This window comes from Aeromonas sp. NJAU223, from assembly GCF_051125555.1.
GTDB lineage: Bacteria > Pseudomonadota > Gammaproteobacteria > Enterobacterales > Aeromonadaceae > Aeromonas > Aeromonas veronii_G.
This window is the reverse complement of sequence record NZ_CP144204.1, coordinates 1,951,580-1,974,633: the sequence shown is the minus strand read 5'-3', so window position 1 is coordinate 1,974,633 and position 23,054 is coordinate 1,951,580. Positions and strand designations below refer to the sequence as shown.

Below are 23,054 nucleotides of genomic sequence, written 5' to 3'. Positions count from 1 at the left end.
ACGGATTGAGCTAAATCGACACACCCCATGCGACAAGGCATCACCCAGGTGGTGCCTTGCTGGTGTGCCTCCCCCTCAACCGGTTGTCAGCAGCCGGGCAAGGCTGCATGATGCGGAGTCTGCAGGCCCGTCAGTGGACGCAAGCCCGGCATTTCAAGGAAGAGAACATGAGAACATGAGAACATGAGAACATGAGAACATGAGAACATCGGATTATGGAAGACTGCTGGCCCTGGCCGCCATCTGGGGCGCCAGCTTCCTGTTCATGCGCATCGCGGCCCCCGCCTTTGGCTCGGTCAATACCACCTTTTTGCGGGTCTTCTTCGCCCTCATCGGCCTCGCCGCCATGTTGGCGCTGCTGCGTACCCCCATGCAGTTTCACGGCAAACTCAAGTCGTCCATGGTGCTTGGCATCATCAATTCCGGCATCCCCTTCCTGATGTACGCCATCGCGGCGCTCTGGCTGCCGGCGGGGTATTCCGCGATCCTCAACGCCACCACGCCCCTGATGGGGGCCCTCATCGGTTTCTCCTTCTTCAACGAGCAGCTCACCCTGCGCAAATGGGCCGGCGTGCTGCTCGGCCTCGTCGGGATCACCCTCATCACCACCACCGGGGAGCTGAGCCTGACCGGCAACCTCGTCACCGGGGTGCTGGCCTGCCTCCTCGCCACCGCCTGTTACGGCTGCGCCGGCTTCCTGACCCGCCGCTGGATCAGCGAGCGCGGGGGGCTGGATGCCAAGCTAGTGGCCTTTGGCAGCCAGCTCGGGGCCTGCCTGTTCCTGCTGCCCTTCTTCGGCTATGTCCAGGCCACGGGGCCCGTGGTCAACTGGGCCCTGCCCGAGGTGTGGGCCAGCGTGCTGGCGGTCGGTTTCATCTGTACCGCCCTCGCCTACCTGCTCTATTTTCGCCTCATCGCCGACATCGGCCCCCTGCGCTCCCTCACCGTCACCTTCCTCATTCCCCCGTTTGGCATCCTGTGGGGTTATCTGGTGCTCGATGAGACCCTGACCGGTGGCTTCGTCATCGGCGGCGCCATCGTCTGTCTCGCGGTCTGGCTGGTGGTGAGCCCGGCTCGCGCCGTCAAACCCATCAGCCCACATCCCGAGCGCTGATCCCCTTGGCGGATCCCTTGAAATACCGGGCCCTGGGGCCCGGTATCTGTTTCGACCATCAGATTGCGCCGCCGCGCCTTCCCCGGACTCGGCTCACGTCGCGAACTGGGGTAAGATAGGCCCCATCGTCTTCTCCCCGCCCCGGCGGACCCAGCAGCAGGACCAGCCTTGAATCACCTCAACGACAACAGCCAGAACCGGGCGCAGCAGATCTTCACCGTCACCCGCCTCAACAGCGCCGTGCGCATGATCCTGGAGCAGGATCTGGGGCTGGTGTGGTTGACGGGGGAGCTGTCCAACCTGGCGATGCCCAGCTCCGGCCACTGGTATTTCTCCTTGAAGGACATGTCCGCCCAGGTGCGCTGCGCCATGTTCAAGGGCAACAACCGGCGGGTGCCGTTCCGCCCGCAGGATGGCATGCAGGTGCTGGTGCAGGCACGGGTCTCCCTCTACGAGCCCCGCGGCGACTACCAGCTCATCATCGAGTCCATGCAGCCCGCCGGGGATGGCATGCTGGCCCTGCGCTTCGAGGAGCTCAAGCGTCGGCTCGGCGCCGAGGGGCTGTTCGATGAGGGGCGCAAGCGTCCCCTGCCCCGTGAACCCCGCGCCGTGGGCCTGGTCACCTCCGCCACCGGCGCCGCCCTGCACGACATGCTGACGGTGCTCAGACGCCGGGCCCCGGATCTGCCGGTCTTCATCTACCCGACCCAGGTGCAGGGCAGCGCCGCCACCAGCCAGATAGTGGCGGCCATCATGCTGGCCAACCGCCGCGCCGAGGTGGACGTGCTGATCGTCGGTCGCGGCGGCGGGTCGCTGGAAGATCTCTGGTGCTTCAACGAGGAGGCGGTGGCCCGTGCCATCAGTCGTTCCGCCATCCCGGTGGTGAGCGCCGTGGGTCACGAGGTGGATGTGACCATCAGCGATTTTGCCGCCGACTTGCGCGCCCCAACCCCCTCCGCCGCCGCCGAACTGGTGGCACCGGACAGAAGCGCCCGTGCCCAGCGCCTCACCCACTTGCAGCAGCGCATCGCCCAGGCCATGGCGCGGCGCCAGACCGTCGCCAGCCACCAGTTTGCCCTGCTGCAAAAACGGCTGGATCACCAGGATCCCAAACGCCGGCTGGAACAGCAGTCCCAGCACCTGGACGAGCTTGCCAACCGCTTGCAACAGTTGCTGGGTCAACGCCTGCATCGAGGGGAGCGGCGCCTGGCAAACCTCGAGCTGCGCCTGCAGGCCAGCAGCCCCGAGAAACGGCTGGCCGCCGGCAAGCGCCGTCATCAGCTCGCCGAGGAGCGGCTCTTTGCGCTGATGGCCAAGCGTCAGAGCCAGGCCGAGCACCGCCTCGCCATGCTGAGCGCCCGCCTCGACGGAGTCAGCCCGCTGGCCACCCTGGGTCGCGGCTACTCCATCACCCGCACCCAGAGCGGCGAGGTGATCAGTCGCGCCAGTCAGGTGAGTCCGGGTCAGACACTCCTCACCACCCTGGCACAGGGGAGCCTCGAGGTGCGAGTGGACAGCATTAACGACCAGTAAATTGCGCTACGGAAAAATAAAAATGGCCCACCGTATGGTGGACCATTTTTTATGCTGTGAAACTCACACCAGGGAATGACGAACTGCGGCGCCCGGATGGCCAGATCTCGCCGCCAACACAGGCTCCCCGCCCAGGGGATTGAGCTGCAAAAACTCGAACAGCCCGGCCTGCAGATTGACGTTCCAGAAGCGCCCGGCCAGGGTCAGATCCAGGCGATCCCTCGACAGTGTCGCCAGTCCATGCTGCTGCCAGGCCTCGAACAAGGGGGCCAGATGGGCACGCAATGGCGCAGGGATCCGTTCCAGCGCCAGCCAGCCGGTGTCGAGCGCCCCGCGCAGCAGGCCGTCGATACGGGCATTGGGATTGACACTCATCACCATGCCGGGGGCACGCGCATTCGCACTCAGGGCCTCGTGCCAGAGGGACAGATCCCGGCCATACATCAAACCATGGCCGTGCACATTACCTCCGGCACCGGCGCCGAAGGGGAGGATCTCGGCCCCGCGCTTCGCCATCTGGTTGTAGCGGCTCTGCTCAGCATCGCCCCGGCGCCAATGGCTGCCGGAGAGCCGCTCCCAGCCCCCCTGCTCCAGCGTGTGGGCACCATAGGCATACATGGCCGCGCGCTGCTGGCCGTCTGCCGACCAGCCGAGCTTGCCCTTCTGCTCCGCCCGATCCAGATTGGTGCCCGCCATGGCAATGAGCTGATAGAGATCCACCCCGTGCACCCCGCTCGCCATCACGTCCGCGATGTCCTGACGCCAGATTGCATCGTCCTGTCCCGGCAGACCGAAGATGAGATCCGCGACGATGACGGCGGCATCGTCCCGGGTCAGCTCGGCCAGCCGGGCCAGTAGCGTCTCCCTGTCGTCGAAACGGGCCGCCTGCTGGCGCACGTCGGTATCGAAGCTCTGCACCCCGAACGAGAAGCGGTTGAAGCCCCCTTCGAGGGCCGTCTGCCACTTCTCGTCATCGAAGCCGTTGAGACGCCCCTCCAGCGTCAACTCCGCATCCGGCGTCAGGGGAAAACGGCGGATCACGGCGGCGAGGCTCGCCAGATCCACCGCCTCCATGTCGGTGGGGGTGCCGCCTCCCACATAGACGGCGGAAAATGGCAGGCTCTGACCGAGGGGGGAATCGGCGGCCCGCTGCAAGCTTTCGCACAGGGCGGCCATATAGCGGCTCATGCGCGCCGGATTGGCGCCATTTTCGAAGAAGTTGCAGAAACTGCAGCGCTTGCGGCAAAACGGAATATGGATGTAGAGCGCCCGCTCATCCGCCTGGCTCGGCTGCTGCCACCAGGCCTGCCAGCCCGCGTCATCCAGGGGCAAGGGACGCACGCCTCCCCGGCTGGCGTGGGCCGACGTTTTGGCGGTGAAGGCAAACTTGAGGGGATCCGGGCTGGAGACCCCGGTCATGGTGGGAGTGAGTTGTACTGTCATCAGGGACCGTTACCATCTGCAAATAATGCAAATGATAACGACTATCACTCAATGGGCGCGTTGTGCTGGATCAAGTCAGGGGCAGAGTGTGGTCATGAATCCCCGTCTTGAGACAGGATCGGGCTAGAAGAGGTTGAGTGAAGAGGGATTAGAGGAGAGAGATAGCCACCCCCCGGGGAGAGTGGCGACACACACGGATTGGCTTTGCCTGCGCAACATGGCGACCTCGCGATGCGAGAAATCAGCCAGGCAAGGCTCGCTCTCAATCGTTGCCGATGATGATGGCCACCCGGCGATTCTCGGCGCGTCCGGCCATGTTGCTGTTGCTGGCGATGGGCGCCTCTTCACCGCGGCCACGGATATCCAGGTTGGCGGGGGGCATGCCCACGGAGATCAGCACATCCGCCACGGACTGGGCCCGTTTCAGGGAGAGCTGCTGATTGTAGGCCGCCTCACCATTGGAGTCGGTGTGGCCATCCACCCGCGCCTTGTCCAGCCCCACATCCATCAGTGCCTTGCCAAGCTGCGCCACCACCTGGCGCGTGTTGGGGTTGAGTGCCCCCACGTTGTTGGCAAACAGCACCTTGTTGGAGATATCCAGAGTCCAGCCTTCGTCGGTCAGGTGAAAGCCCTGCTCCTTGAGCACGGTCAGCTGTGCCGGGGTCAGGCCCTGGGGAGCACTCTGGCATGCGCTCAGAAGGGTGAGCAACAAACCGGTCAGGCCCGCTCTTATCCAGTTGGAAGTGTTCATTCTTGTCCTCTTGTTATTGTACTTGCGTCACTCTGCGTCTCTTGTGCTCTCTTCTGCCTCCCGTCGTTGTCGTTTCGACTCATACATGGCGCCATCCGCGTGTTGCAGCAGCGCCTCCGCCGTGCCCCCCTGCTGGGGATACATGGCAAATCCGACGCTGACGCCGGCCACCAGCTGCTGGCCGTCCCCCAGTACCACGGGGGCCGCCATGGCCCGCTGGATCCGAACCATCACCTCATCCACCTCGTGCTGGAAATGCAGGGGCGACAACAGGATGGCAAACTCGTCCCCCCCCAGACGGCATACCAGATCCAGTGGCCGCAGCTGATGCTGTATCCGTCTGGCCAGGGTGATCAGCACATCGTCACCGGCGGCGTGGCCAAGGTTGTCATTGATCTGTTTGAAGCGATCGCAGTCGAGATAGAGCAAGGCAAAGTGCTCCCCCCTGGTCGCACCGGCCGTGATGGCCTGGGCCAGCCTCGCCTCGAACAGGGCCCGGTTGGGCAGCCCGGTCAGGGGATCGTGAGTCGCCTGATGGAGCAGGCTGGCATTCTCCCGCTTCTGGTGCGCCTGCCAGGCTTCCAGCTCATCCAGCAGGGAGTTGAAATCCTCCCCCAGCTCGTGCAGCTCGGCGATATTGGTCGACGGTACCCGCAGGTTGGTGTCGCGGCGGCGGCGCACATTGAAGGCCACCAGTGCCAGGGACTTGAGCGGTTCGGTGATGGAGTGCTGCATCCGGCGCGCCACATAGAGGGCCCCCAGGATGCTGAGCAGCAGGCAGACCAGGGTCGCCAGCAGGGTTTGCAGCAAGAAGCTGAGCAGGTATTGCCCGTGTCCCACCAGATGGATGCTGGCGATCTCCTGGCCATCCCGCAATATGGGCAAGTCCACCGGACCTGGCAGGATCAGGTGAGCCAGTTGCTGCTCCAGGCTGGACCAGGGGGTGGAGATGGCCCGGGTCCAGCTTGCCAGCAACTGACCATCGGCCAGATGAATGCTGGCACTCGCCACATCCTCGTGGGAAGCAATAGCCTCAAGGGCATCTCTGGCCGCCTCCTCGTCGTGGAACACCACCGCCGCCTCAGTGGTATAGCTGATGGCCCGCGCCACCAGCTCCAGGTTGTGGTCCGCATAGAGGCGCAAGGCCAGCAGGGCGGTGATGGTCAGGAACAGGCCCGCCATGCAGACGGCGGTGAGCGACGTCATCATGTGGGTGCGCCCAAGGCTCTGACGCAGGGTGACCCGGGTTGAATCAAACGAGGCGTGATCTTTCATGGCGCCCCCTCCCCGGCACGGGCCAATTTGAGCACGGCCGGGTGCACCCTGACCCCGCTGCGGGCAAGGGCATCCAGATTGACCTTGAAGCGTACCCTCTCCCCCGTCGCCTGCAGGCAGAAGACAGCGTCGGCGATGCACTCGCTGCTCTGCTCGCTGATGCTGAGGATGGGGTATCCCTCCAGTCGCTGGAACAGGGGCAGACGCAATGGGGGGGAGAGCACGCCGACGTAGATCACGTCGCAACGCTGGCCCAGGCTCTCGTCATCGGTTTCGTAGCGGTGTACCTCCACCGGACGGCCATTGGCCTGGTGCGCGATGCTGAGCAGGGCCTCCGCATATTCCGTCGGCGCCGTGATGCACAAGCGCAGGGTCGTGGGTTCGCTCGGCCAGCGGGTGTAGCTGAGGATATCGAGCACGGTCTGGCGAACCTGTTCGGCACGCAGTTCCGCACTGGTCAGGGGCTCACCGGCCTGCACCAGAGAGCCAGACAGCGTGATCAGCAGCAGCAGGGCCCGGATCAAGGAGTGTGATTGCATCATGACTGTCTGCGCTCGTCAGTACCCATGGCAAGGGGGAGGATATGTGATGCGAGCTTACCAGTCGTGCGAGCACCGCAGATCCGCAACCACCTCGGTTGTGTCAGCGGTTGTCGCAAGCACCACAGGGCCCCGTGATCAACAGGGCCCCACCAACCTGATCCACCCATCTCGCTATTTCTTGCCGAGCCCGTACTCACGCAGCTTGTTGGCGATGGCGGTGTGGGAGACCCCGAGCCGCTTGGCCAGCTGGCGAGTGGATGGGAAAGCCGGGTAGAGCCGCGCCAGCAGCTGGCTCTCGAAGCGCTTGACCGCCTCGTCGAGCCCTCCCTCAAACCACTCGTCGATGAGCGGCATGGTGTCGGCCGCCATGGGCAAATCCACGTGCTCGGGGCCGATCTCGTCCCCTTCCAGCAGGGTCATGGCCCGGTAGAGGCAGTTGCGCAGCTGGCGCACGTTGCCCGGCCAGCGATAAGCGGTCAGGTATTCGGCCATGTTGCGGGTGAAACGCGGGCGCGGGCGCTGCAACTCGCTCGCGAAGCGGGAAACGAACTGCTGGGCCAGGGCCATGATGTCCGCCTTGCGCTCACGCAAGGGGGGAAGCGCCAGACTCAGCACGTTGAGGCGATAGTAGAGATCTTCGCGGAACTTGCCCTCGTGCACCAGATCCAGCAGCTGCTTCTGGGTGGTGCAGATGAAGCGCACATTGACCCGCACCTCCTGCTCGTCCCCGACCCGGCGGAAGACCCCGTCTTGCAGCACCCGCAAGAACTTGGTCTGCAGATGGGGAGACATATCGCCGATCTCGTCCAGCATCAGGGTGCCGCCGCTCGCCAGCTCCAGCACCCCGCGCTTGCCCTCGGTGTTGTTGCCAAAGGCCCCGGGGGCGTAACCGAACAGCTCGCTCTCGGCCACGTTGTCCGGCATGGCGGCGCAGTTGAGCGCCATGAAGGGGTGGCTGGAGCGCAGGCTGGCACCGTGGCAAGCGCGGGCCAGCAGCTCCTTGCCGGTGCCGGTTTCTCCGACGATCAGCAAGGGGGCGTCCTGCATCGCGAGCTTGGCGGCCTGGGCCAGCACCTCTTTCATCTTCTGGCTCTCGGCCTGCAGGTGCTCGAAGCCCCCCACTTCCACCGCGTGCAGCGCACTGAAGTGCATGCCGACCCGGCGGGCGGATTTGAGCACCACCACGGCGCCGGCCAGGGCCTGTTTGCCCTTCTCCTCCGCCACGAACAGCGGCATGAGATCGCCGAGGTACTCCTCGCTACCGAGGCTCAGCTTGCAGGTCTGGGGGCGGATCTCTGGGGCCTCCAGCCAGCGGCTGAAGGAGAAGCCCTTGACCAGGGAGCCCAGCGCCATGCCGCGCACCTCCTCCGGTGGCAGGGCCAGCGTGGTGAGGGCGGACTGGTTGGCCTGGGTGATCTTGCCCTTGGCGTCGAGGGAGAACACCAGATCCGGCAGTGCCTTGAGCAGGGCCTCAATCTCGTGATGCTCCCGCTCGGAGGGCATGTAGGGAATGGTTTTGACGTCATAGACGCCAGGAATGCGGCGAATGCCCGGCATCAGGTGCTGGAAGTCGCTGAATTCCAGCTCGGGGAAGTTGAGGTAGATGATGCCTGAGGTATCGATTTCGATGCCACGCAGATCGATGTTGTGCTCCACCAGGCGGTCGAGGAGTTCCCGGGTCAGGCCCAGGCGGTCTTCACAGCTGACTTCAAGACGCATTCGGAACACACTTCCTAGCTAACATTCTGATTCACCGGATAATACAGACTCGATCCCGCCAGTGCGAGCGCTGACCCACAAAAATGCGGGCCCACCCGATTATCATCAGGCAGGCCCGCGGGGAAAAACCGGGGAAAATGGCTTACTTCAGCAGCGCATCCGTGCGTGCCGCCATGATGAAGTCGTTGCGATGTAATCCGCCAATCTTGTGGGTCCACCAGCTCACCGTGACCTTGCCCCATTCGGTCAAGATGGCAGGATGGTGGAACTCTGCCTCCGCCAGCTCCCCCAGGCGGTTGGTGAAGGTGAGCGCCTCCTTGAAGTTGCGAAAGCCAAACTCCCGGCGCAGTTGCAGCTCACCGGCGACTACCAGGGGTTGCCAGTCTGGGATGGCGTGCATCAGCGTCGCCAGCTCCTCGTCGCTGACCTTGGGGGCATCGGCGCGGCACGCTTCGCATCGTTGGCTTGCCAGTTCGGACATGGGGGACTCCTTTGGTTAATAAATCGGAAAGTGGACGCTGGCCTCAGCTCGCCTGCTTGTCAGGGGCCGGGGCGAACAAGGGGGCATTGAGGCCAAGGCGACGCGCCTCGGCGAGCGTCCCCATGATGTCTTGCTCTGCCAGCCGGTAGAGGGCATCCAGGCTCGGCAACACGAAGTAGATGGGTTGCATGATGTCGATGCGATAGGGGGTGCGCAGCACCTCCATCAGATTGAAGGGCTGCAATCTCGGCTGGCCGCTCAGGGCATAGGCGGTCTCGCCGATGGAGGAGAGGATGCCGCCGCCGTAGATGTGAAGGCCATCGCTCCCCTGCCCCTGACCTGCGTCCCCCTGCACCAGGCCGAACTCCACCGTGAACCAGTAAAGGCGTGCGAGAAAGACCCGCTCATCCTTGCTCGCCTGCTGGCCGAGCTGGCCGTAGACATGGGTGAAGTGGGCGAAGGCCGGATTGGTGAGCATGGCGCAGTGACCGAACAGCTCGTGGAAGATGTCGGGCTCCTGCAGATAATCGAGCTCGTCCCGGCGGCGGATGAAGGTGGCCACCGGAAACTGGCGGTTGGCCAAGAGCGAGAAGAAGCGGTCGAAGGATATGAGCGCCGGCACGGCCACCACGGTCCAACCGGTGGCGGGTTGCAGCACGGCGTTGATCTCGGCGAGCTGGGGGATCCGCTCCCGGGGCAGGTCGAGGCGCGCGAGCCCCGCCACGTACTCCTCACAGGCCTTGCCACCCAGCGCCGCGAGCTGGCGCTCGATGAGGATCTGCCAGGTGCCGTGCTCCTCATCGCTGTAGTGGATGACGCCCTGCTCGTCCGGTTGATGTGCTGTATAGAGGCTGGCCATGATCCCTTCCATCCCGTGCCCTGCCTGGGCGCCGCTGCGTTGGCTCTGCGGGAGAAGCCCTGTGTGCACAGGTTCTCTCGCAAAGGTCTATGGGATCACTGTAACGGTTTGCCCCCTAAAAAAGCAGCCGACCCCGGGGTCGGCTGCCACGCACAAATGTAAATAATTTGTGACATCCAGATTTGAGACTCCCATGCCAGACCCGAACCATCATCCGGGCTCCGGAACGGGAGTGCCAGGACCTCAGCGATTGAGATAGCCCGCCAATTGGCCGATGAGCCGCTTGCGCAACTCGCCAAGCTTGGGTTTCTCGTCGCCGCACCAGGGCAGCGGGCGGCACGCCTCTATGGTGCGCAGCCCGAGCCGTGCGGTGAGCAGCCCCGCCCCCACCCCCTGGGCGGCCCGCGCCGACAGCTTGGCGGTAAGCTCGGCACCGAGCAAATCCATCCCCACCTCGGTGACGAGTTCGGTGGCGCCGGCATAGAGCATGTTGCGAAACACCTGGCGGATCAGCTTAATTCGACTCCAATAACCGAGTTCAATGGCATAAACATCCGCAATATCTTCAATCATCCGCAGGTTTCGCCACAGCATCAGCATCATGTCGACGGTGGCAAGTGGACTCAGGGCCACCAGCACGGCGGCCTCCCCCGACCATTTGGCAACCCGGGCCTGGGCCAGCTTGTCCCGCTCGGTCAGTACCAGCTGGCTGTAAAGGGTCAGCACCTCCCGGTCGCTGTGACTCTCGTCGAGCTGGGAGAGCCAGTTGTGGTAACCCTCCCGCCCCTTGTCACCACTCTTCTCGGCCAGAGCCTCGCAAAATGCCTGGCCCTGCCCCACCCCCTGATGCGCCAGCAGGTCTTCGGCGCGGGAGCGCACGTCCTGGCGCCGCTTGAGGGTACGCAGTCGCAGCCACTCACGGCCCACCACGGAGGCCGTGCCCACCAGCACCAGACCGGAGGCCAGCAGCCAGGCACCGCCCCAGAATGGCGAGGAGGCAAACTGGTCGACGAGGAAGACCCCAAACTGTCCAAGGGAGAGCAGCCCCACGGCCCCCAGTCCCCAACCCAGCAGACGGTGACGGCGACGGGGCTTAACGGTGAGGGCGGCCTCCACCTCGGTGAAGTCATCGAGATCGTCGAGACGCTCGAAGCTCGCCTCTTCCAGCCGCTGGGCCGGTGCAGGGGCGGGTTCCCGGGCTGGTGCCGGGATCACCGGCTCCAGCACCATCTTCCCTTGCAGCGGCGCCTCATCCAGCGCGCGCGGTTTTGTCTGATCGTTCATCGCTATGTTCCTCGGCGCCAGGCCGCGGGGTTGCCACCGCCTGGCTACCTGATTATTCGAGGTGATCCCCGAGCAAGAATTCCAGCGCGGCATCGAGCCGGATATGGGGCAGCGCCTGATGGGCGCTCATGGGCAACGGGCGAAATGCCTGGAAATCAAAGCCCTGATGTTGCCACCACTGGGCCGGCGGGATCTGGGAGGGCACCTCCCCGGGAAACAGCAGCAAGGGCTCGCCGTCCAGACTGGTGCCACGGATGGCGGGGAACTCCCGGCCATTGGCCTGCCCCTTGCCCACCTCGGTGGCCTTGATGGCGGCGAGCGCCAGGCATTCGGTCTCGATGCCCTCGAAGCGGGCCTGGCCGCGACCGCTGCTCACCAGATGTTGCAACAGAGAGACCAGAGGCCCGTGCTGCTCCGGGGTCACGTGATCGGCCTTGCTCGCCACGAAGAGGAGCTTGTCGATGCGCGGGGCGAACAGCCTGCGCCACCAGTTGCTCTTGCCATAGGCGAAGCTCTCCATGATGCGGGCGATGGCTTGCTGCATGTCACCAAAGCTGGCGGCACCGGCGTTGAGGGGTTGCAGGCAGTCCACCAGCACGATCTGGCGATCAAAACCGGCGAAATGCTGCTCGTAGAACCCCTGCACCAGGTGCTGCTTGTACTGCTCGAAGCGCTGCTTGAAGGTGGCGTAGAGGGTGCCGTCGGCGGGCTCATGGGCAGGCTTGCCCCACACCCAGGGCACGAATTGCAGCAGCGGTGCACCGGCATACTCCCCCGGCAGCACGAAGCGCCCGGGCTGGATGAGGTGCAGACCGAGCTCCCGCTTGCAGGCGTGCAGGTAGTCGGTGTAACGCTCCGCCAACTCGCAGGCCGGTTTCTCCTCGAACGGCTGCTCTGCCTGCCAGGCCGGCGCCAGCCAGCGACTGGCGAGCGCCTGCAGCTCGGGGCGGCGCAGCTGCTGCTCAACCTGCTCGCTCCACTGCTCGTAGCTGAGATCCAGCAGCGGCAAGTCCAGCAGCCACTCGCCGGGGTAATCCACCAGATCCACATAGAGGGTGGAGATCTCCCCCAGATGGCGACGCAAGGGATGGCGGGTGCGATAACGAATTTCGAGGCGTACCTCGGCCACCCCGCGGGTGGGCTCGGGCCAGGCGGGGGGATCGCCAAACAGAGCGTCGAGCCCCCGCTCGTAGGGGAAGGTGGGGATGTGGACGTTTTGCTGGGGCACCCGACGGGCCCCCAGGATCCGCCCCTGACGCTGGGCATCCCACAAGGGCAGCCGACCGTCGATGGCCGCATGCTCCAGCTGGTTTACCAGCGCCGTGATGAAGGCGGTCTTGCCACTGCGGGAGAGGCCGGTGACCGCCAGCCGGATGTGGCGATCCCGAACCCGGTTCACTACCTCATTGGCCTTGTGCTGCAGCACGGACCACTGCTGTTCGAACTTGTTTCGTAGCAATTTTTTAGGTGTCAAGGCGTGCTCAATCCTCTGTGTTGCTGCGCCCCTACCCTCGCTGGCCCAGGGCGCGCTTGTCTCTTGTCACACTCTCATCACAGCTTGCTGAATTCCCGTTGCAAGTTGAACTCCTTGGAGGTGACCAGCTTCTCCATGCGCTGCAATCTCGGCTCCAGGCTGTCGAGCTCCTGGGCGATGCGTCCCAACGCCTGATGAGGGGTCACCCCCGCCTGCCAGCTGCGCGCCTTCATGCGCAGCTCGCCAAAATCGGCATCCTGCTCCCCATAGAGGGTCACCGGTTTCTTGTCGAGCAGGAACCAGGCCGCAATATAGGCGGTGAAGGTGATGAAACCGGCGAAGATGAGACCGCTGATGGCCAGCAGCCGCACTATCCAGGTCTCCACTCCGAAGTAGTCGGCAAGGCCGGCGCAGACGCCGGCAATCTTGCCCTGCTGGGGATCCCGATAAAGGTTGCGTTGACTGTTGGCGGCGCTCATACCTTGTTCCTCCAGCCGGGGACCTCGGCATCCAGGATGGACTCCAGGGCACCGACCCGCTCCTGCATCTTCTCGGCGCGCACCAGCAGCCCTTGCAGCTGTTCACGCTCGTTGTCGGCGAGGCCTGCCCCTATCCTGCCCTTGGCACGATAGTGCAGCACCAGCCAGATGGGGGCGACGATCACCATGAAGACGATGAGCGGCGTCGCCAGAATGCCAATGATGTCTTCCATCCATTACTCTCCTTTGGGAGCCGGGTTCTGACCCAGCTTCTCACGCATGGCCTCGAGTTCACGACTGATCTGATCGTCCACTTCCAGCTCGGCGAATTGCTGGGCCAGCGCCTTGTCGGATTGCCCCAGATCGGCGCGGGCTTCCATCTCGTCGATGCGACGCTCCATGCGCTCGAACTTGCTGACCACGGCCTGGCTGTCGCCACGGGCCACCTGGCTTTGCACGTTCAGGCGGCTGCTGGCCGCTTCGCTGCGAATGGCCATCGCCTTCTGGCGGGCACGGGCGTCTTCGAGTTTGGCTTCCAGCTGGCGAATTTCATCCCCCAGCTTGTCGATGCCGCTGTCCACCGCCTGTTGCTCCCGCTGGAGCGCATCGGCGAGCTCCACCTGCTTCTTCTTCTCGATGAGGGCGGCGCGGGCCAGATCTTCACGACCCTTGGTCAGCGCCAGCTCGGCCTTGGCCTGCCACTCGTCCACCCGCTCCTGATGGCGGCAGACCTGGCGGCCAATCTCTTTCTGGTTGGCGAGGAAGCGGGCCAGGTTGGAGCGCTCCTTCACCAGTTCATCTTCCATCTCCTGGATGATCAGGCGCACCATCTTCTGGGGATCTTCTGCCTTGTCGAGCAGGGCCGTCAGGTTGGAATTGATGATGTCGGCCAGACGGGAAAAAATACTCATGATTGTACTCCTGTGATGGGCATTGGGTTGTTTCTCCATTGACAATGGCAACTTGTGTGCCAATCTGGAACAAATTTTAACTTATTGATTTATATGGGCGCATTGGATGAAATTCAAGGACGCCGTCTCAAGGGGTGATAAAAATCACCAACTCTTGGTAAGATTGACCAGATTTTTCAACGAGCAGGGAGCAAGATGAGCACAACCACGGAGAGCCTGTTGGGTGAGTCCAACGCATTTCTCGAGATCATTGAGCAGGCCTCGCGACTCGCCCCCCTGCGCAAACCCGTGCTCATCATCGGCGAGCGGGGCACCGGCAAGGAGCTCATCGCCCACCGCCTACATTATCTCTCGGCCCGCTGGGATCAAAGCTTTGTCACCATCAACTGCGCCACCTTGAGTGAAAGCTTGCTGGAGACCGAGCTGTTTGGCCACGAGGCAGGCGCCTTCACCGGCGCCGCCAAGCGTCACCAGGGCCGTTTCGAACGAGCGGACGGGGGCACCCTCTTTCTCGACGAGCTGGCCACCACCAGCGCCCGGGTGCAGGAAAAGCTGCTGCGGGTCATCGAATACGGGGAGTTCGAGCGGGTCGGCGGGGCCAAGCCCCTCAAGGTGGACGTGCGCCTGGTGTGCGCCACCAACGAGGATCTGCCCGCCTTGGCAGACAAGGGGCTGTTTCGACACGATCTGCTGGATAGATTGGCCTTTGACGTGATAACCCTCCCCCCTTTGCGGGAGCGACGGGAGGATATCCTGATGCTGGCGGAGCACTTCGCCCACAGCATGACCAGGGAACTCGGCTACCCGCTGTTTGCGGGTTTCTCCCGCAAGGCGACCCAGCTGATGCTCGACTACCCCTGGCCCGGCAACGTGCGGGAGCTGAAAAACGTGGTGGAGCGCAGCATCTACCGCCAGGGCAACCCGCAATTGCCGCTGGCGGAGCTGGTGCTCAATCCCTTTGACTCCCCCTGGCGCCCTCGCGCCGCGAGCGTGCAGGCCTCCGTTCCTGCAGGGGAGGCCCTCCCCGCCGGCTCCCCCGCCCTCCAGTTGCCGCTGGATCTCAAGAGCACGGTGGCCGAGTTCGAGATTAATTTACTCAAGCAAGGGATGCAGCAATCCCAGTATAATCAGCGCAAAGCGGCCCAGTTGCTGGCGCTGAGTTACCACCAGTTCAGGGGCATGCTGCGAAAATATCAGTTGCTCGACGGGGATGATGGCAATGGCAACCCAGAGCACGACGGCGCCTGAGTCAGGACCTGCCAGGGGCCATGTCACCCGCAGTTGATGGCGGAATGTGGCAAGATAGCGGCCAGGAGAGGGATGCTGCGCCGCCACGGCAGCAGCACGGACCCTCACCACTCGCCAGCCCGGGAGCTGGCACTTTCGAATAAAAACATGGTTCCATAATGAGAATGCTCAAACCAATGCTGCTCGGGCTGCTGGTGCTGGTCACCGGTTGTCAGAAACAGGACGAGGCCTCCAAGACAGGGCTCATCTATTGCGTCGAAGGGGCGCCCCAGACCTTCAACCCGCAGCTCGCCAACTCGGCGGTGACCCTGGATGCCAGCGCCCGCCCCCTCTACGATCGCCTGCTGGAGGTCAACGCCAATACCCTGAGCATCGAAGGGGGGCTGGCCACCCGTTGGCAGATCAGTGACGACGGCCTGACTTACCGCCTCACCCTGCGCAAGGGGGTGACCTTCCATCGCACTCCCTGGTTCAATCCATCCCGTCCCTTCAACGCCGACGACGTGGTATTCACCTATCATCGCCTGCTGGATGAGCATCACCCCTACCACCACATCTCAGGTGGCGATTACCCCTATTTCTCGAGCCTCGGCCTCTCCTCCCTCATCAAGCGGGTCTACAAGAAAGGTCCCCATGAGGTGGTATTCGAGCTGAATCGGCCGGACTCCTCCTTCCTCGCCACCCTGGCCAGCGACTACGCCATCGTGCTCTCGGCAGAGTATGGCGAGCAGATGCAAAAGGCCGGTACCCCCGAGCTGCTCGACAGTCGCCCCATCGGCACCGGTCCCTTCAGCTTCAAGGAGTACCGCCACAACGAGTTCGTGCGCTACCTGCGCCATCCCGGCTACTGGGGCGGCGAGGCCAGGATTGAACAGCTCATCTACGACATCACCCCCAAATCCTCCAAGCGGCTCGCCAAGTTGCTGACCGGGGAATGCGACGTGATGAGCACCCCCTCCGCCAGCCAGCTGTCGGTGATCGACAAGGATTCTCACCTCAATCTGTCGGTGCAGTCGGGCATGAACGTCGCCTTCCTCGCCCTCAACACCCGCAAGGCGCCGTTCAACAAGGTGAAGGTGCGTCAGGCCATCGCCAGCGCCATCAATGTGCAGAACCTGCTGCAGGCGGTCTATTTCGAGACCGGACAACCGGCGGTCAGCCTGCTGCCGCCCCTCTCCTGGGGCTACAACCCCTCCTTGCACCTGCGCAAGCAGGATCTCAAGCTCGCCCGTCAACTGCTCGCCGAGGCTGGTTTCCCCCACGGTTTCGAGATGCAGGTGCTGGTCCAGCCGGGGGCGCGCCCCTACAACCCCGATGGCCTCAAGACCGCCCAGCTGATGCGCAGCGATCTGGCCAAGATTGGGGTGAAACTGAAAATCGTGCAGCAGGCCTGGCCGGTCATCGAGACCCGGCTCGCCAAGGGGCAATATGACAGCCTGCTCTCCGGCTGGGTCGCCGACAACGCGGATCCGGACAACTTCTTCCGCCAGTTGCTCAGCTGCGCCGCCGTCGAGCGGGGCAACAACTACAGCCGCTGGTGCAGCCCCGCCTTCGATCAGCTGCTCGACGATGCGGTGACCACGCCCCAGCTCGCCTTCCGGCTGCGCAATTACTACTATGCCCAGACCCTGCTCGGCGAGCAGTTGCCGGTGATCCCCCTGGCCCATGCCCTGCGCACGCAGGTGAGCCGCAACGATATCGAGGGGCTGGCCCTTATGCCCTTTGGGGGCACCACGTTCAATCAGGCCCATCGGGAGTGAGCATGTTCCGACTTCTTCATGCCAGCGATGACGCTCCGTCATCCCACCGTCAGCGAGGGCGGACCTAACCATGTTCTTCTATATCCTGCGCCGCATCACCTTGCTGCTCATCACCCTGCTGGTGCTGAGCATCGGGGCCTATCTGCTGGAATATCGTCTCATCACCCAGGTACTGGACTTCTGGCACGGCTACCCGGACTTCATGCGCCGGATCTTCGCCGGCGATCTCGGCGTCTCCAGCGTCTCCGGCCAGCCGGTGCTGGACGAGATCCGTCACTACTTCCCGGCCACCCTGACCCTCTGCCTCGCGGCCTTCGCCATCTCCCTGCTGGTGGGGATCCCGCTCGGCACCCTGGCCGCCCTCTACCAGGGGCGCAGCGTGGATCTCTCCATCATGACCGCCGGCCTCATCGGCTATGCCGTGCCGGTGTTCTGGCTGGGGCTGCTGATGGTGATGTTCTTCTCCCTGGATCTCGGCTGGCTGCCGAGCTCGGGCCAGATCAGCCTGCTCTATGATGTTCCCAACATCAGCGGCATTGCGATCATCGACGTGCTGATGAGCCAGGAGCCCTGGCGTGAGGCGGCCCTGCACGATGCCCTTCGCCATTTGGTGCTCCCCTCCCTGGTGCTGGCGGTGGTGCCCACCACCGAGGTGATCCGCCATGTGCGCAGCTCCCTCATCGACGTGATGAAGCAGAACTACATCAAGGCCGCGGCGAGCCGTGGCCTCTCCCGTCGCCAGATCGTCTGGCGCCACGGCCTCAAGAATGCCCTGCCCCCGGTGTTGCCCCTGCTCGGGTTGCAGCTCGGCAGCGTACTCACCTCCGCCATGATCACCGAGGTCGTGTTCGACTGGCCCGGCATCGGTCGCTGGCTGGTGAGCAGCATCGCCCTGCAGGATTATGCCGCCATCCGGGGAGCCTCCCTGGTGGTGGCGAGCTTCGTCATCTTCACCAGCGTCAGCACCGAACTGCTGACCACCATCATGTATCCGGCCAGGCGCAAAGAGCTCTATGCAAAGCAACACTGAACAGGGTCACGGGATGCACCGCAACCAGACACCATCCGCGATACCGGCCCCTTGCGGCTCTCGGGGTTGCCGGCCTGGCGCAAAGCACGCGATGCAACACATGACTGAACACGCCGATGGCCTGGGTGGGAGCCTGACTCATGCAAGATAAATCGAGCCTCTACCCGGAACTCAGGATCCTCTCCCCCCTGGAGCAGACCTGGGCCGCCTATCGCCGCAATCCCCTGGCCATGGCCGGACTATGGTGTTTCGGCCTGTTGCTGCTCATCACCCTCATCGGTCCCCTGGTGGTGCCCTATGGCATCGATGATCAGCACAGCACCCGCCTGTTGCTGCCCCCCTCCTGGGCCAGCACCGGCAACATCGACTACTTCCTCGGCACCGACGATCTGGGCCGTGACATCCTCTCCCGCCTGGTGGTGGGGGCCCGTCTCACCTTCGGCAATGCCCTGCTGGTGGTGCTGATTGCCCTGATCATCGGCTCCGCCATCGGCATCCTCGGCGGCATGAGCAAGGGGGTGAAATCGAGTGTGCTGCACCATCTGCTCGATACCCTGCTCTCCATCCCCTCATTGCTGCTGGCCATCATAGTGGTGGCCATCCTGGGGCCTGGCCTGTTCAACACCCTGATCGCCATCACCCTGGCGCTCATTCCGCCGTTCATCCGGGCCACCTACAACGCGGTCCACACCGAGATGCAGAAGGAGTACATCATCGCCAGCCGCCTCGACGGCTCGCCCCCCTCCCGCATCATGCGTCTCGCCATCTTGCCGAACATCGTCGAGACCCTGGTGGCCCAGACCACCCGCACCCTCTCCGCCGCCATCCTGGACATCTCGGCGGTGGGCTTCCTCGGCCTCGGCGCCCAATCCCCCCAGCCGGAGTGGGGTGCCATGCTGGCGGATTCGAGCGATCTCATCTATCTCGCTCCCTGGACCGTGACCCTGCCCGGCATGGCTATCCTGTTCAGCGTGCTGGTGACCAACGTGGTGGGTGAAGGGATCCGCGAAGCGCTCAAGGAGGGGAACGACTGATGGGGGTATCATTGAAGATAGGCAGCCGCGCGCACCTGAGCTCCGCGCTGGACATGCCGTCACGGGCTGGCGCCCGCGCACCACTCGAAGGGGGAAACGTCCATGCCCTTGCTTGATATCCGCAACCTCACCATCGAGATTGACACACCCCAGGGCAAGGTCAAGGCGGTGGACAAGGTCAGCCTGACCTTGAGCGAGGGAGAAATTCGCGGCCTCGTCGGCGAATCCGGCTCCGGCAAGAGCCTGGTGGCCAAGGTGATCGTCGGCATCCAGAAGGACAACTGGACGGTGCGCGCCGACCGGATGCGCTTCAACGACATGGATCTGCTGACCATGGCCCCCAAGGAGCGGCGCCGCATCATGGGCCGGGAGATCGCCATGATCTTCCAGGATCCCATCAGCTGTCTCGACCCCTCGACGGAGATTGGCACCCAGCTGGAAGAGGCCATCCCCACCGACTCCTTCGTCGGCAAGTTCTGGCAACGCTTCCAGTGGCGCAAGAAGCGGGCCATCGCCCTCTTGCACCGGGTCGGGGTCAAGGATCACCGCAAGGTGATGCGGGCCTATCCCCACGAGCTCTCGGACGGTATGTGCCAGAAGGTGATGATCGCCATGGCCATCGCCAATCAGCCACGCCTGCTGGTAGCGGACGAGCCCACCAGCGCCATGGAGTCCACCACCCACTCCCAGATCCTGCGGCTGCTGGACAAGATGAACAAGCTGGGCAATACCACCATCCTCATCATCAGCAACGACGTCGCCGCCATCGCCAACCTGACCGACACCATCAACATCATGTACTGCGGTCAGATGGTGGAGGTGGGGACCCGCGAGCAGATCATGACCAGCCCCCATCACCCTTATACGGACGCCCTGCTCAAATCCATCCCGGACTTTGACAAACTGGTGCGCCACAAATCCCGGCTCGAAACCCTGCCCGGGGTGATCCCGCCCCTGCAGCACCTGCCCATCGGCTGCCGGCTCGGCCCTCGCTGCCCCTATGCCCAGAAGCAGTGCGTGCGGACCCCGCTGATGAGCAAGGTGAAGGGACACCAGTTCAGCTGCCACTTCCCCCTCAACATGGAAGAGCCGAAGAAATGATCGCTCCCCGTCGTCAGCCCCGGCTCCCGGGCACCCCATCCCGACAGGCCGCTCATGACGCTGTACACCCGAGCCCCATCGATACAAAAATGATGCTAACTGCTATTTTTTCAGCATGTTCCGCTGCCCAGGAGCCAAGCCAGTGACCGAACCCTCTCTGTTGCAGGTCAGGGGCCTGTGCAAGACCTATCAGAACCGTACCGGCCTGTTCCGGCGCCAGGCGGTGGAGGCGATCAAACCCCTCTCCTTCAGCCTGGAGACGGGTCAGACCCTGGCCATCGTCGGCGAGGCGGGCTCCGGTAAGAGCACCCTCGCGCGCATTCTGGCGGGCATGATAGAGCCGAGCGGCGGCGTGATTGCCGTCGAGGGCCAGCGCCTGGTACACGGCGACTACCAGACCCGCTGCAAGCTGCTGCGGATGATCTTCCAGGACCCCAACACCTCCCTTAACCGCAAGATCCGGGTCGGCCAGATCCTGGAGACCCCCCTTCGCCTCAACACGGCGCTGAGCGAGGAGGAGCGACGGGAGAAGGTCGTCCAGACCCTGCGCATGGTGGGCATGCTGCCGGATCACGCCCTCTTCTACCCCCAGATGCTCTCCGCCGGTCAGCAGCAACGGGTAGGGCTGGCGCGAGCCCTGATCCTCAACCCCAAAATCGTGGTGGCAGATGAGGCGTTGTCGACCCTGGATATCTCGGTACGCTCCCAGATCATCAACCTGCTGCTGGAGATGCAGGAGACCACGGGGCTGAGCTATGTGCTGGTCGCCAACGATCTGGGCATCGTCAGCCACATCAGCGACGAGGTGCTGGTGATGCACGAGGGCCGGGTGGTGGAGCGTGGCAAGACCCTCAAGGTGTTCGCCGATCCCCAGCACGAGGTGACCCGCCGTCTCATCCAGAACTACAACAACGAATACCGCCGATAACCCCCAAACGGCCCGCTCGGGCCGTTTTCCCCCCTCTCAGCGACAAGAGAGAACCGGCCTGTTCGCCGTTTTCAGCCATAAAAAAACCCGGCTTGTGGGCCGGGTATTGCGCTCAAAAAAGTGATTGCGTCGCTCGTAGTAGGAACACCCCAGATACTAGGTGTGCCCCCTTATATCAACAACTGTCAGATCTGACAGGCAGTCCGCTATGGAACCTGAACTGCGGATCCGGTGAGCTGATAAGCTCCGCTTCTATCTTCCCGAAGAAGGCCACCCGCTCGCTGATATCCTCCTCGGCGAACTGCTCGGCCAGGGCCAGATAATCCTGGTAGTGACGCGCCTCCGAGCGCAGCAAGGAGACATAGAAGCGCCCCAATTCTTCGTCCAGATGGGGAGCCAGCTTGGCGAAGCGCTCGCAGGATCGCGCCTCGATGTAGGCACCGATGATCATCTTGTCCACCACGGCCGCGGGCTCGTAGGTGCGCACATGGGTGAGCAGGCTGCGAGCGTAGCGGGAGGCGCTGACCGGGCCATAGGGGATGTCGCGGGCCTGCATCAGCGCCAGCACCTGCTCGAAGTGGTGCAGCTCCTCCTGAATGAGCCTGACCATGGGAAACAACAAGGGGTTGCGCTCAAGCTCGGCAAACACGCTTCTGTCCGACTCCCCCATGGTGCGCTTGCCCAGGATCTCCGCCTTCTCGGGGATGGCGTCCAGCTCCCGGTAAAACTCGAGCTTGGGCAGCAGATGGCGCTTGCCCTTGGGCAGGCAGTAGCGGCGCACCAGACTGTGGGCGGTCAGGGCGGCCTTGTTCTCGCAGTTGGCGTGATCGATGAGCAGGGTCGACAACTGGGCGGGATCCCGCGCCATCTCCACCCACTCATCCGGGGTCTCACAATGCAGGAACTGGCGAACGGGGGCTAGCAGATCATCCATCTGAACTCTTGTACTCTCTGGTTGGCGTTGACTGACATACAGGCTGCGGCGGGTCGCCGCGGAAGGGGGCCTATGCTAACGGATCCCGCCCCCGCTGCCCACCGCCATCACGCCAGCAGGCGCTTGAGGGAGTCGCGCCGGATCAGGGTGCCGCTGAAGGAGGGCAGTGTCTGAACGCCCCCCTCCTCCACCATGGTGATCAGCCGGCTAATGGTCTCCTGGATCATCTCGGTCACCGGCATCTTGACGCTGGCCAGCGAGGGAATGACGTAAGGTGCCAGCGCGATGTCATCGAACCCCACCACGGAGACCTGCTGGGGCACCGAGACTCCGCTGGCGTGCAGCTGCTTGATGGCACCGATGGCCATGTCATCGTTGCTGGCCACCAGGGCCGTGAAACTCACCCCTCGCGCCAGCAGGGTCGCGGCGGCGGCGGCGCCGCAGGCGGGGGTCCACTTGCCGGGGGCGATCAGGGCATCTTGCTGGGGCAAGCCGTGGCGAGCCAGGGCGTCGCGGTAACCTGCGAGGCGCTCGATGCCGGTCGGCGAATCGGACGAGCCGGCGATGAAGGCGATCTCCCTGTGCCCCATCTCCACCAGCTTGTCCACCACGGTCGCCGCCGCCACCCGCTGATCGGAGTAGACGCAGTGGTGGTGGTGACGGGGCAATCGCCGGTTGAGCACCATGATGGGCTGGGGATGCTGCTCGATGATCTCGTCCATCTCCTCGACGCCGAGGAAACGGGGGTAGATGATGACGCCATCACAGCGCGAGTCCAGCAGGTACTGAATGGCCTGACGCTCTTCCTCGGCGCTGTGCTTGCCATCGGCCAGGATCAGCTGGCGCCCGCGCGCCTCCGTCATCCGCGCCGCGTGGGAGAGCAGCTCGCCGAAGTAGACGCCGTGATAGAGGGTGTTGGTCACCACCAGCCCCAGGGTCTGGGTGCTTTTGGTCGCCAGCTGCCGCGCCACCAGATTGGGGCGATAGCCGCTCTCGTCGATGGCTTTGAACACCCGATCCCGGGTCTCCTGGCTGGTATAGCCATTGCCCGACAACACGCGGGAGACCGTCGCCTTCGACACCCCTGCCCGCCTCGCCACCTCCAGCATAGTGGTCATCTTCTTCATCCCTCCTATCCGACGGGCCGCAGTGTA

At 63.8% G+C, this 23,054-nt stretch carries 22 protein-coding genes; 8 read left to right on the top strand and 14 right to left on the bottom strand.

Annotated features, from left to right (window positions below):
* Positions 1 to 199 precede the first annotated feature (199 nt).
* A complete protein-coding gene (locus VZC39_RS09060; protein WP_434667737.1) occupies positions 200 to 1,114 on the top strand; it encodes a DMT family transporter in 915 nt (304 codons plus the stop codon).
* 168 nt (positions 1,115 to 1,282) lie between these two features.
* Positions 1,283 to 2,647 carry an exodeoxyribonuclease VII large subunit gene (xseA, locus tag VZC39_RS09055; RefSeq protein ID WP_434667734.1) on the top strand — a complete coding sequence of 455 codons (1,365 nt, stop codon included), beginning with the start codon at positions 1,283 to 1,285 and terminating at the stop codon, positions 2,645 to 2,647.
* Between the two features lie 63 nt (positions 2,648 to 2,710).
* Here xseA and hutW read toward each other — a convergent pair whose 3' ends face one another.
* The 12 genes from hutW to pspA form a co-directional block, all read right to left on the bottom strand.
* A complete protein-coding gene (gene hutW, locus VZC39_RS09050) occupies positions 2,711 to 4,090 on the bottom strand; it encodes a heme anaerobic degradation radical SAM methyltransferase ChuW/HutW (protein WP_434667731.1) in 1,380 nt (459 codons plus the stop codon).
* Positions 4,091 to 4,352: 262 nt separating this feature from the next.
* Positions 4,353 to 4,841 carry an OmpA family protein gene (locus VZC39_RS09045; RefSeq protein WP_434667728.1) on the bottom strand — a complete coding sequence of 163 codons (489 nt, stop codon included), beginning with the start codon at positions 4,839 to 4,841 and terminating at the stop codon, positions 4,353 to 4,355.
* 27 nt (positions 4,842 to 4,868) lie between these two features.
* Complete coding sequence (locus VZC39_RS09040; RefSeq protein WP_434667725.1) at positions 4,869 to 6,116, bottom strand: diguanylate cyclase domain-containing protein; 1,248 nt, start codon at positions 6,114 to 6,116, stop codon at positions 4,869 to 4,871.
* Positions 6,113 to 6,658, bottom strand: a complete 546-nt coding sequence (locus tag VZC39_RS09035; RefSeq protein WP_434667721.1) for a YfiR family protein — start codon at positions 6,656 to 6,658, stop codon at positions 6,113 to 6,115. Before VZC39_RS09035 ends, VZC39_RS09040 begins: the two co-directional genes overlap by 4 nt.
* Positions 6,659 to 6,829: 171 nt before the next feature.
* Entirely contained in the window at positions 6,830 to 8,377 is a 1,548-nt protein-coding gene (gene tyrR, locus VZC39_RS09030) for a transcriptional regulator TyrR (protein ID WP_434667718.1), read from the bottom strand.
* A gap of 142 nt (positions 8,378 to 8,519) precedes the next feature.
* Positions 8,520 to 8,858, bottom strand: coding sequence for a 4a-hydroxytetrahydrobiopterin dehydratase (locus VZC39_RS09025; protein ID WP_434667715.1), 339 nt, complete (start codon positions 8,856 to 8,858; stop codon positions 8,520 to 8,522).
* A gap of 43 nt (positions 8,859 to 8,901) precedes the next feature.
* On the bottom strand, positions 8,902 to 9,717 hold the full coding sequence (gene phhA, locus VZC39_RS09020; RefSeq protein WP_434667712.1) for a phenylalanine 4-monooxygenase: 816 nt from the start codon (positions 9,715 to 9,717) through the stop codon (positions 8,902 to 8,904).
* Between the two features lie 243 nt (positions 9,718 to 9,960).
* The gene (locus VZC39_RS09015) at positions 9,961 to 11,001 is read right to left on the bottom strand and encodes a YcjF family protein (RefSeq protein WP_434667709.1); all 1,041 of its coding nucleotides are present in this window, start codon (positions 10,999 to 11,001) and stop codon (positions 9,961 to 9,963) included.
* A gap of 52 nt (positions 11,002 to 11,053) precedes the next feature.
* Positions 11,054 to 12,460 (bottom strand): YcjX family protein, encoded by a 1,407-nt coding sequence (locus VZC39_RS09010; RefSeq protein ID WP_434668436.1) that lies wholly within the window; start codon positions 12,458 to 12,460, stop codon positions 11,054 to 11,056.
* 92 nt (positions 12,461 to 12,552) lie between these two features.
* Positions 12,553 to 12,954, bottom strand: a complete 402-nt coding sequence (gene pspC / locus VZC39_RS09005) for an envelope stress response membrane protein PspC (protein WP_349922052.1) — start codon at positions 12,952 to 12,954, stop codon at positions 12,553 to 12,555.
* A complete protein-coding gene (gene pspB / locus VZC39_RS09000; RefSeq protein WP_349922051.1) occupies positions 12,951 to 13,187 on the bottom strand; it encodes an envelope stress response membrane protein PspB in 237 nt (78 codons plus the stop codon). Before pspB ends, pspC begins: the two co-directional genes overlap by 4 nt.
* Before the next feature lie 3 nt (positions 13,188 to 13,190).
* A complete protein-coding gene (gene pspA, locus VZC39_RS08995) occupies positions 13,191 to 13,865 on the bottom strand; it encodes a phage shock protein PspA (protein ID WP_349922050.1) in 675 nt (224 codons plus the stop codon).
* A 195-nt stretch (positions 13,866 to 14,060) separates the two neighbouring features.
* On the opposite strand from pspA, the gene pspF reads away from it, so the two are divergent.
* The 6 genes from pspF to VZC39_RS08965 all read left to right on the top strand — a co-directional run bounded on the left by pspF (position 14,061) and on the right by VZC39_RS08965 (position 20,966).
* A complete protein-coding gene (gene pspF / locus VZC39_RS08990; protein ID WP_434667704.1) occupies positions 14,061 to 15,113 on the top strand; it encodes a phage shock protein operon transcriptional activator in 1,053 nt (350 codons plus the stop codon).
* 164 nt (positions 15,114 to 15,277) lie between these two features.
* On the top strand, positions 15,278 to 16,873 hold the full coding sequence (gene sapA / locus VZC39_RS08985) for an ABC transporter substrate-binding protein SapA (protein ID WP_434667701.1): 1,596 nt from the start codon (positions 15,278 to 15,280) through the stop codon (positions 16,871 to 16,873).
* Between the two features lie 70 nt (positions 16,874 to 16,943).
* On the top strand, positions 16,944 to 17,903 hold the full coding sequence (locus VZC39_RS08980; protein ID WP_434667698.1) for an ABC transporter permease: 960 nt from the start codon (positions 16,944 to 16,946) through the stop codon (positions 17,901 to 17,903).
* A 140-nt stretch (positions 17,904 to 18,043) separates the two neighbouring features.
* Entirely contained in the window at positions 18,044 to 18,937 is an 894-nt protein-coding gene (locus VZC39_RS08975) for an ABC transporter permease subunit (protein ID WP_434667695.1), read from the top strand.
* A gap of 102 nt (positions 18,938 to 19,039) precedes the next feature.
* Positions 19,040 to 20,038, top strand: a complete 999-nt coding sequence (locus VZC39_RS08970; RefSeq protein WP_434667692.1) for a peptide ABC transporter ATP-binding protein — start codon at positions 19,040 to 19,042, stop codon at positions 20,036 to 20,038.
* A gap of 142 nt (positions 20,039 to 20,180) precedes the next feature.
* Complete coding sequence (locus VZC39_RS08965) at positions 20,181 to 20,966, top strand: peptide ABC transporter ATP-binding protein (RefSeq protein ID WP_434667689.1); 786 nt, start codon at positions 20,181 to 20,183, stop codon at positions 20,964 to 20,966.
* Positions 20,967 to 21,141: 175 nt separating this feature from the next.
* Here the strand turns inward: VZC39_RS08965 and miaE are convergent, their stop codons facing one another.
* Together miaE and VZC39_RS08955 are read right to left on the bottom strand one after the other, a co-directional pair.
* Positions 21,142 to 21,900 (bottom strand): tRNA isopentenyl-2-thiomethyl-A-37 hydroxylase MiaE, encoded by a 759-nt coding sequence (gene miaE / locus VZC39_RS08960; RefSeq protein WP_434667686.1) that lies wholly within the window; start codon positions 21,898 to 21,900, stop codon positions 21,142 to 21,144.
* 107 nt (positions 21,901 to 22,007) lie between these two features.
* Positions 22,008 to 23,018, bottom strand: a complete 1,011-nt coding sequence (locus VZC39_RS08955; RefSeq protein ID WP_434667683.1) for a LacI family DNA-binding transcriptional regulator — start codon at positions 23,016 to 23,018, stop codon at positions 22,008 to 22,010.
* Between the last annotated feature and the right edge of the window lie 36 nt (positions 23,019 to 23,054).

Excerpts from the sequence above, each read along its gene's own strand:
- VZC39_RS09060 (WP_434667737.1), top strand. The coding sequence starts at position 200 with ATGAGAACATCGGATTATGGAAGACTGCTGGCCCTGGCCGCCATCTGG.
- hutW (WP_434667731.1), bottom strand. The coding sequence starts at position 4,090 with ATGACAGTACAACTCACTCCCACCATGACCGGGGTCTCCAGCCCGGAT.
- VZC39_RS09045 (WP_434667728.1), bottom strand. The coding sequence starts at position 4,841 with ATGAACACTTCCAACTGGATAAGAGCGGGCCTGACCGGTTTGTTGCTC.
- VZC39_RS09040 (WP_434667725.1), bottom strand. The coding sequence starts at position 6,116 with ATGAAAGATCACGCCTCGTTTGATTCAACCCGGGTCACCCTGCGTCAG.
- VZC39_RS09035 (WP_434667721.1), bottom strand. The coding sequence starts at position 6,658 with ATGATGCAATCACACTCCTTGATCCGGGCCCTGCTGCTGCTGATCACG.
- tyrR (WP_434667718.1), bottom strand. The coding sequence starts at position 8,377 with ATGCGTCTTGAAGTCAGCTGTGAAGACCGCCTGGGCCTGACCCGGGAA.
- VZC39_RS09025 (WP_434667715.1), bottom strand. The coding sequence starts at position 8,858 with ATGTCCGAACTGGCAAGCCAACGATGCGAAGCGTGCCGCGCCGATGCC.
- phhA (WP_434667712.1), bottom strand. The coding sequence starts at position 9,717 with ATGGCCAGCCTCTATACAGCACATCAACCGGACGAGCAGGGCGTCATC.
- VZC39_RS09015 (WP_434667709.1), bottom strand. The coding sequence starts at position 11,001 with ATGAACGATCAGACAAAACCGCGCGCGCTGGATGAGGCGCCGCTGCAA.
- pspC (WP_349922052.1), bottom strand. The coding sequence starts at position 12,954 with ATGAGCGCCGCCAACAGTCAACGCAACCTTTATCGGGATCCCCAGCAG.
- pspB (WP_349922051.1), bottom strand. The coding sequence starts at position 13,187 with ATGGAAGACATCATTGGCATTCTGGCGACGCCGCTCATCGTCTTCATG.
- pspA (WP_349922050.1), bottom strand. The coding sequence starts at position 13,865 with ATGAGTATTTTTTCCCGTCTGGCCGACATCATCAATTCCAACCTGACG.
- pspF (WP_434667704.1), top strand. The coding sequence starts at position 14,061 with ATGAGCACAACCACGGAGAGCCTGTTGGGTGAGTCCAACGCATTTCTC.
- sapA (WP_434667701.1), top strand. The coding sequence starts at position 15,278 with ATGCTCAAACCAATGCTGCTCGGGCTGCTGGTGCTGGTCACCGGTTGT.
- VZC39_RS08980 (WP_434667698.1), top strand. The coding sequence starts at position 16,944 with ATGTTCTTCTATATCCTGCGCCGCATCACCTTGCTGCTCATCACCCTG.
- VZC39_RS08975 (WP_434667695.1), top strand. The coding sequence starts at position 18,044 with ATGCAAGATAAATCGAGCCTCTACCCGGAACTCAGGATCCTCTCCCCC.
- VZC39_RS08970 (WP_434667692.1), top strand. The coding sequence starts at position 19,040 with ATGCCCTTGCTTGATATCCGCAACCTCACCATCGAGATTGACACACCC.
- miaE (WP_434667686.1), bottom strand. The coding sequence starts at position 21,900 with ATGGATGATCTGCTAGCCCCCGTTCGCCAGTTCCTGCATTGTGAGACC.
- VZC39_RS08955 (WP_434667683.1), bottom strand. The coding sequence starts at position 23,018 with ATGACCACTATGCTGGAGGTGGCGAGGCGGGCAGGGGTGTCGAAGGCG.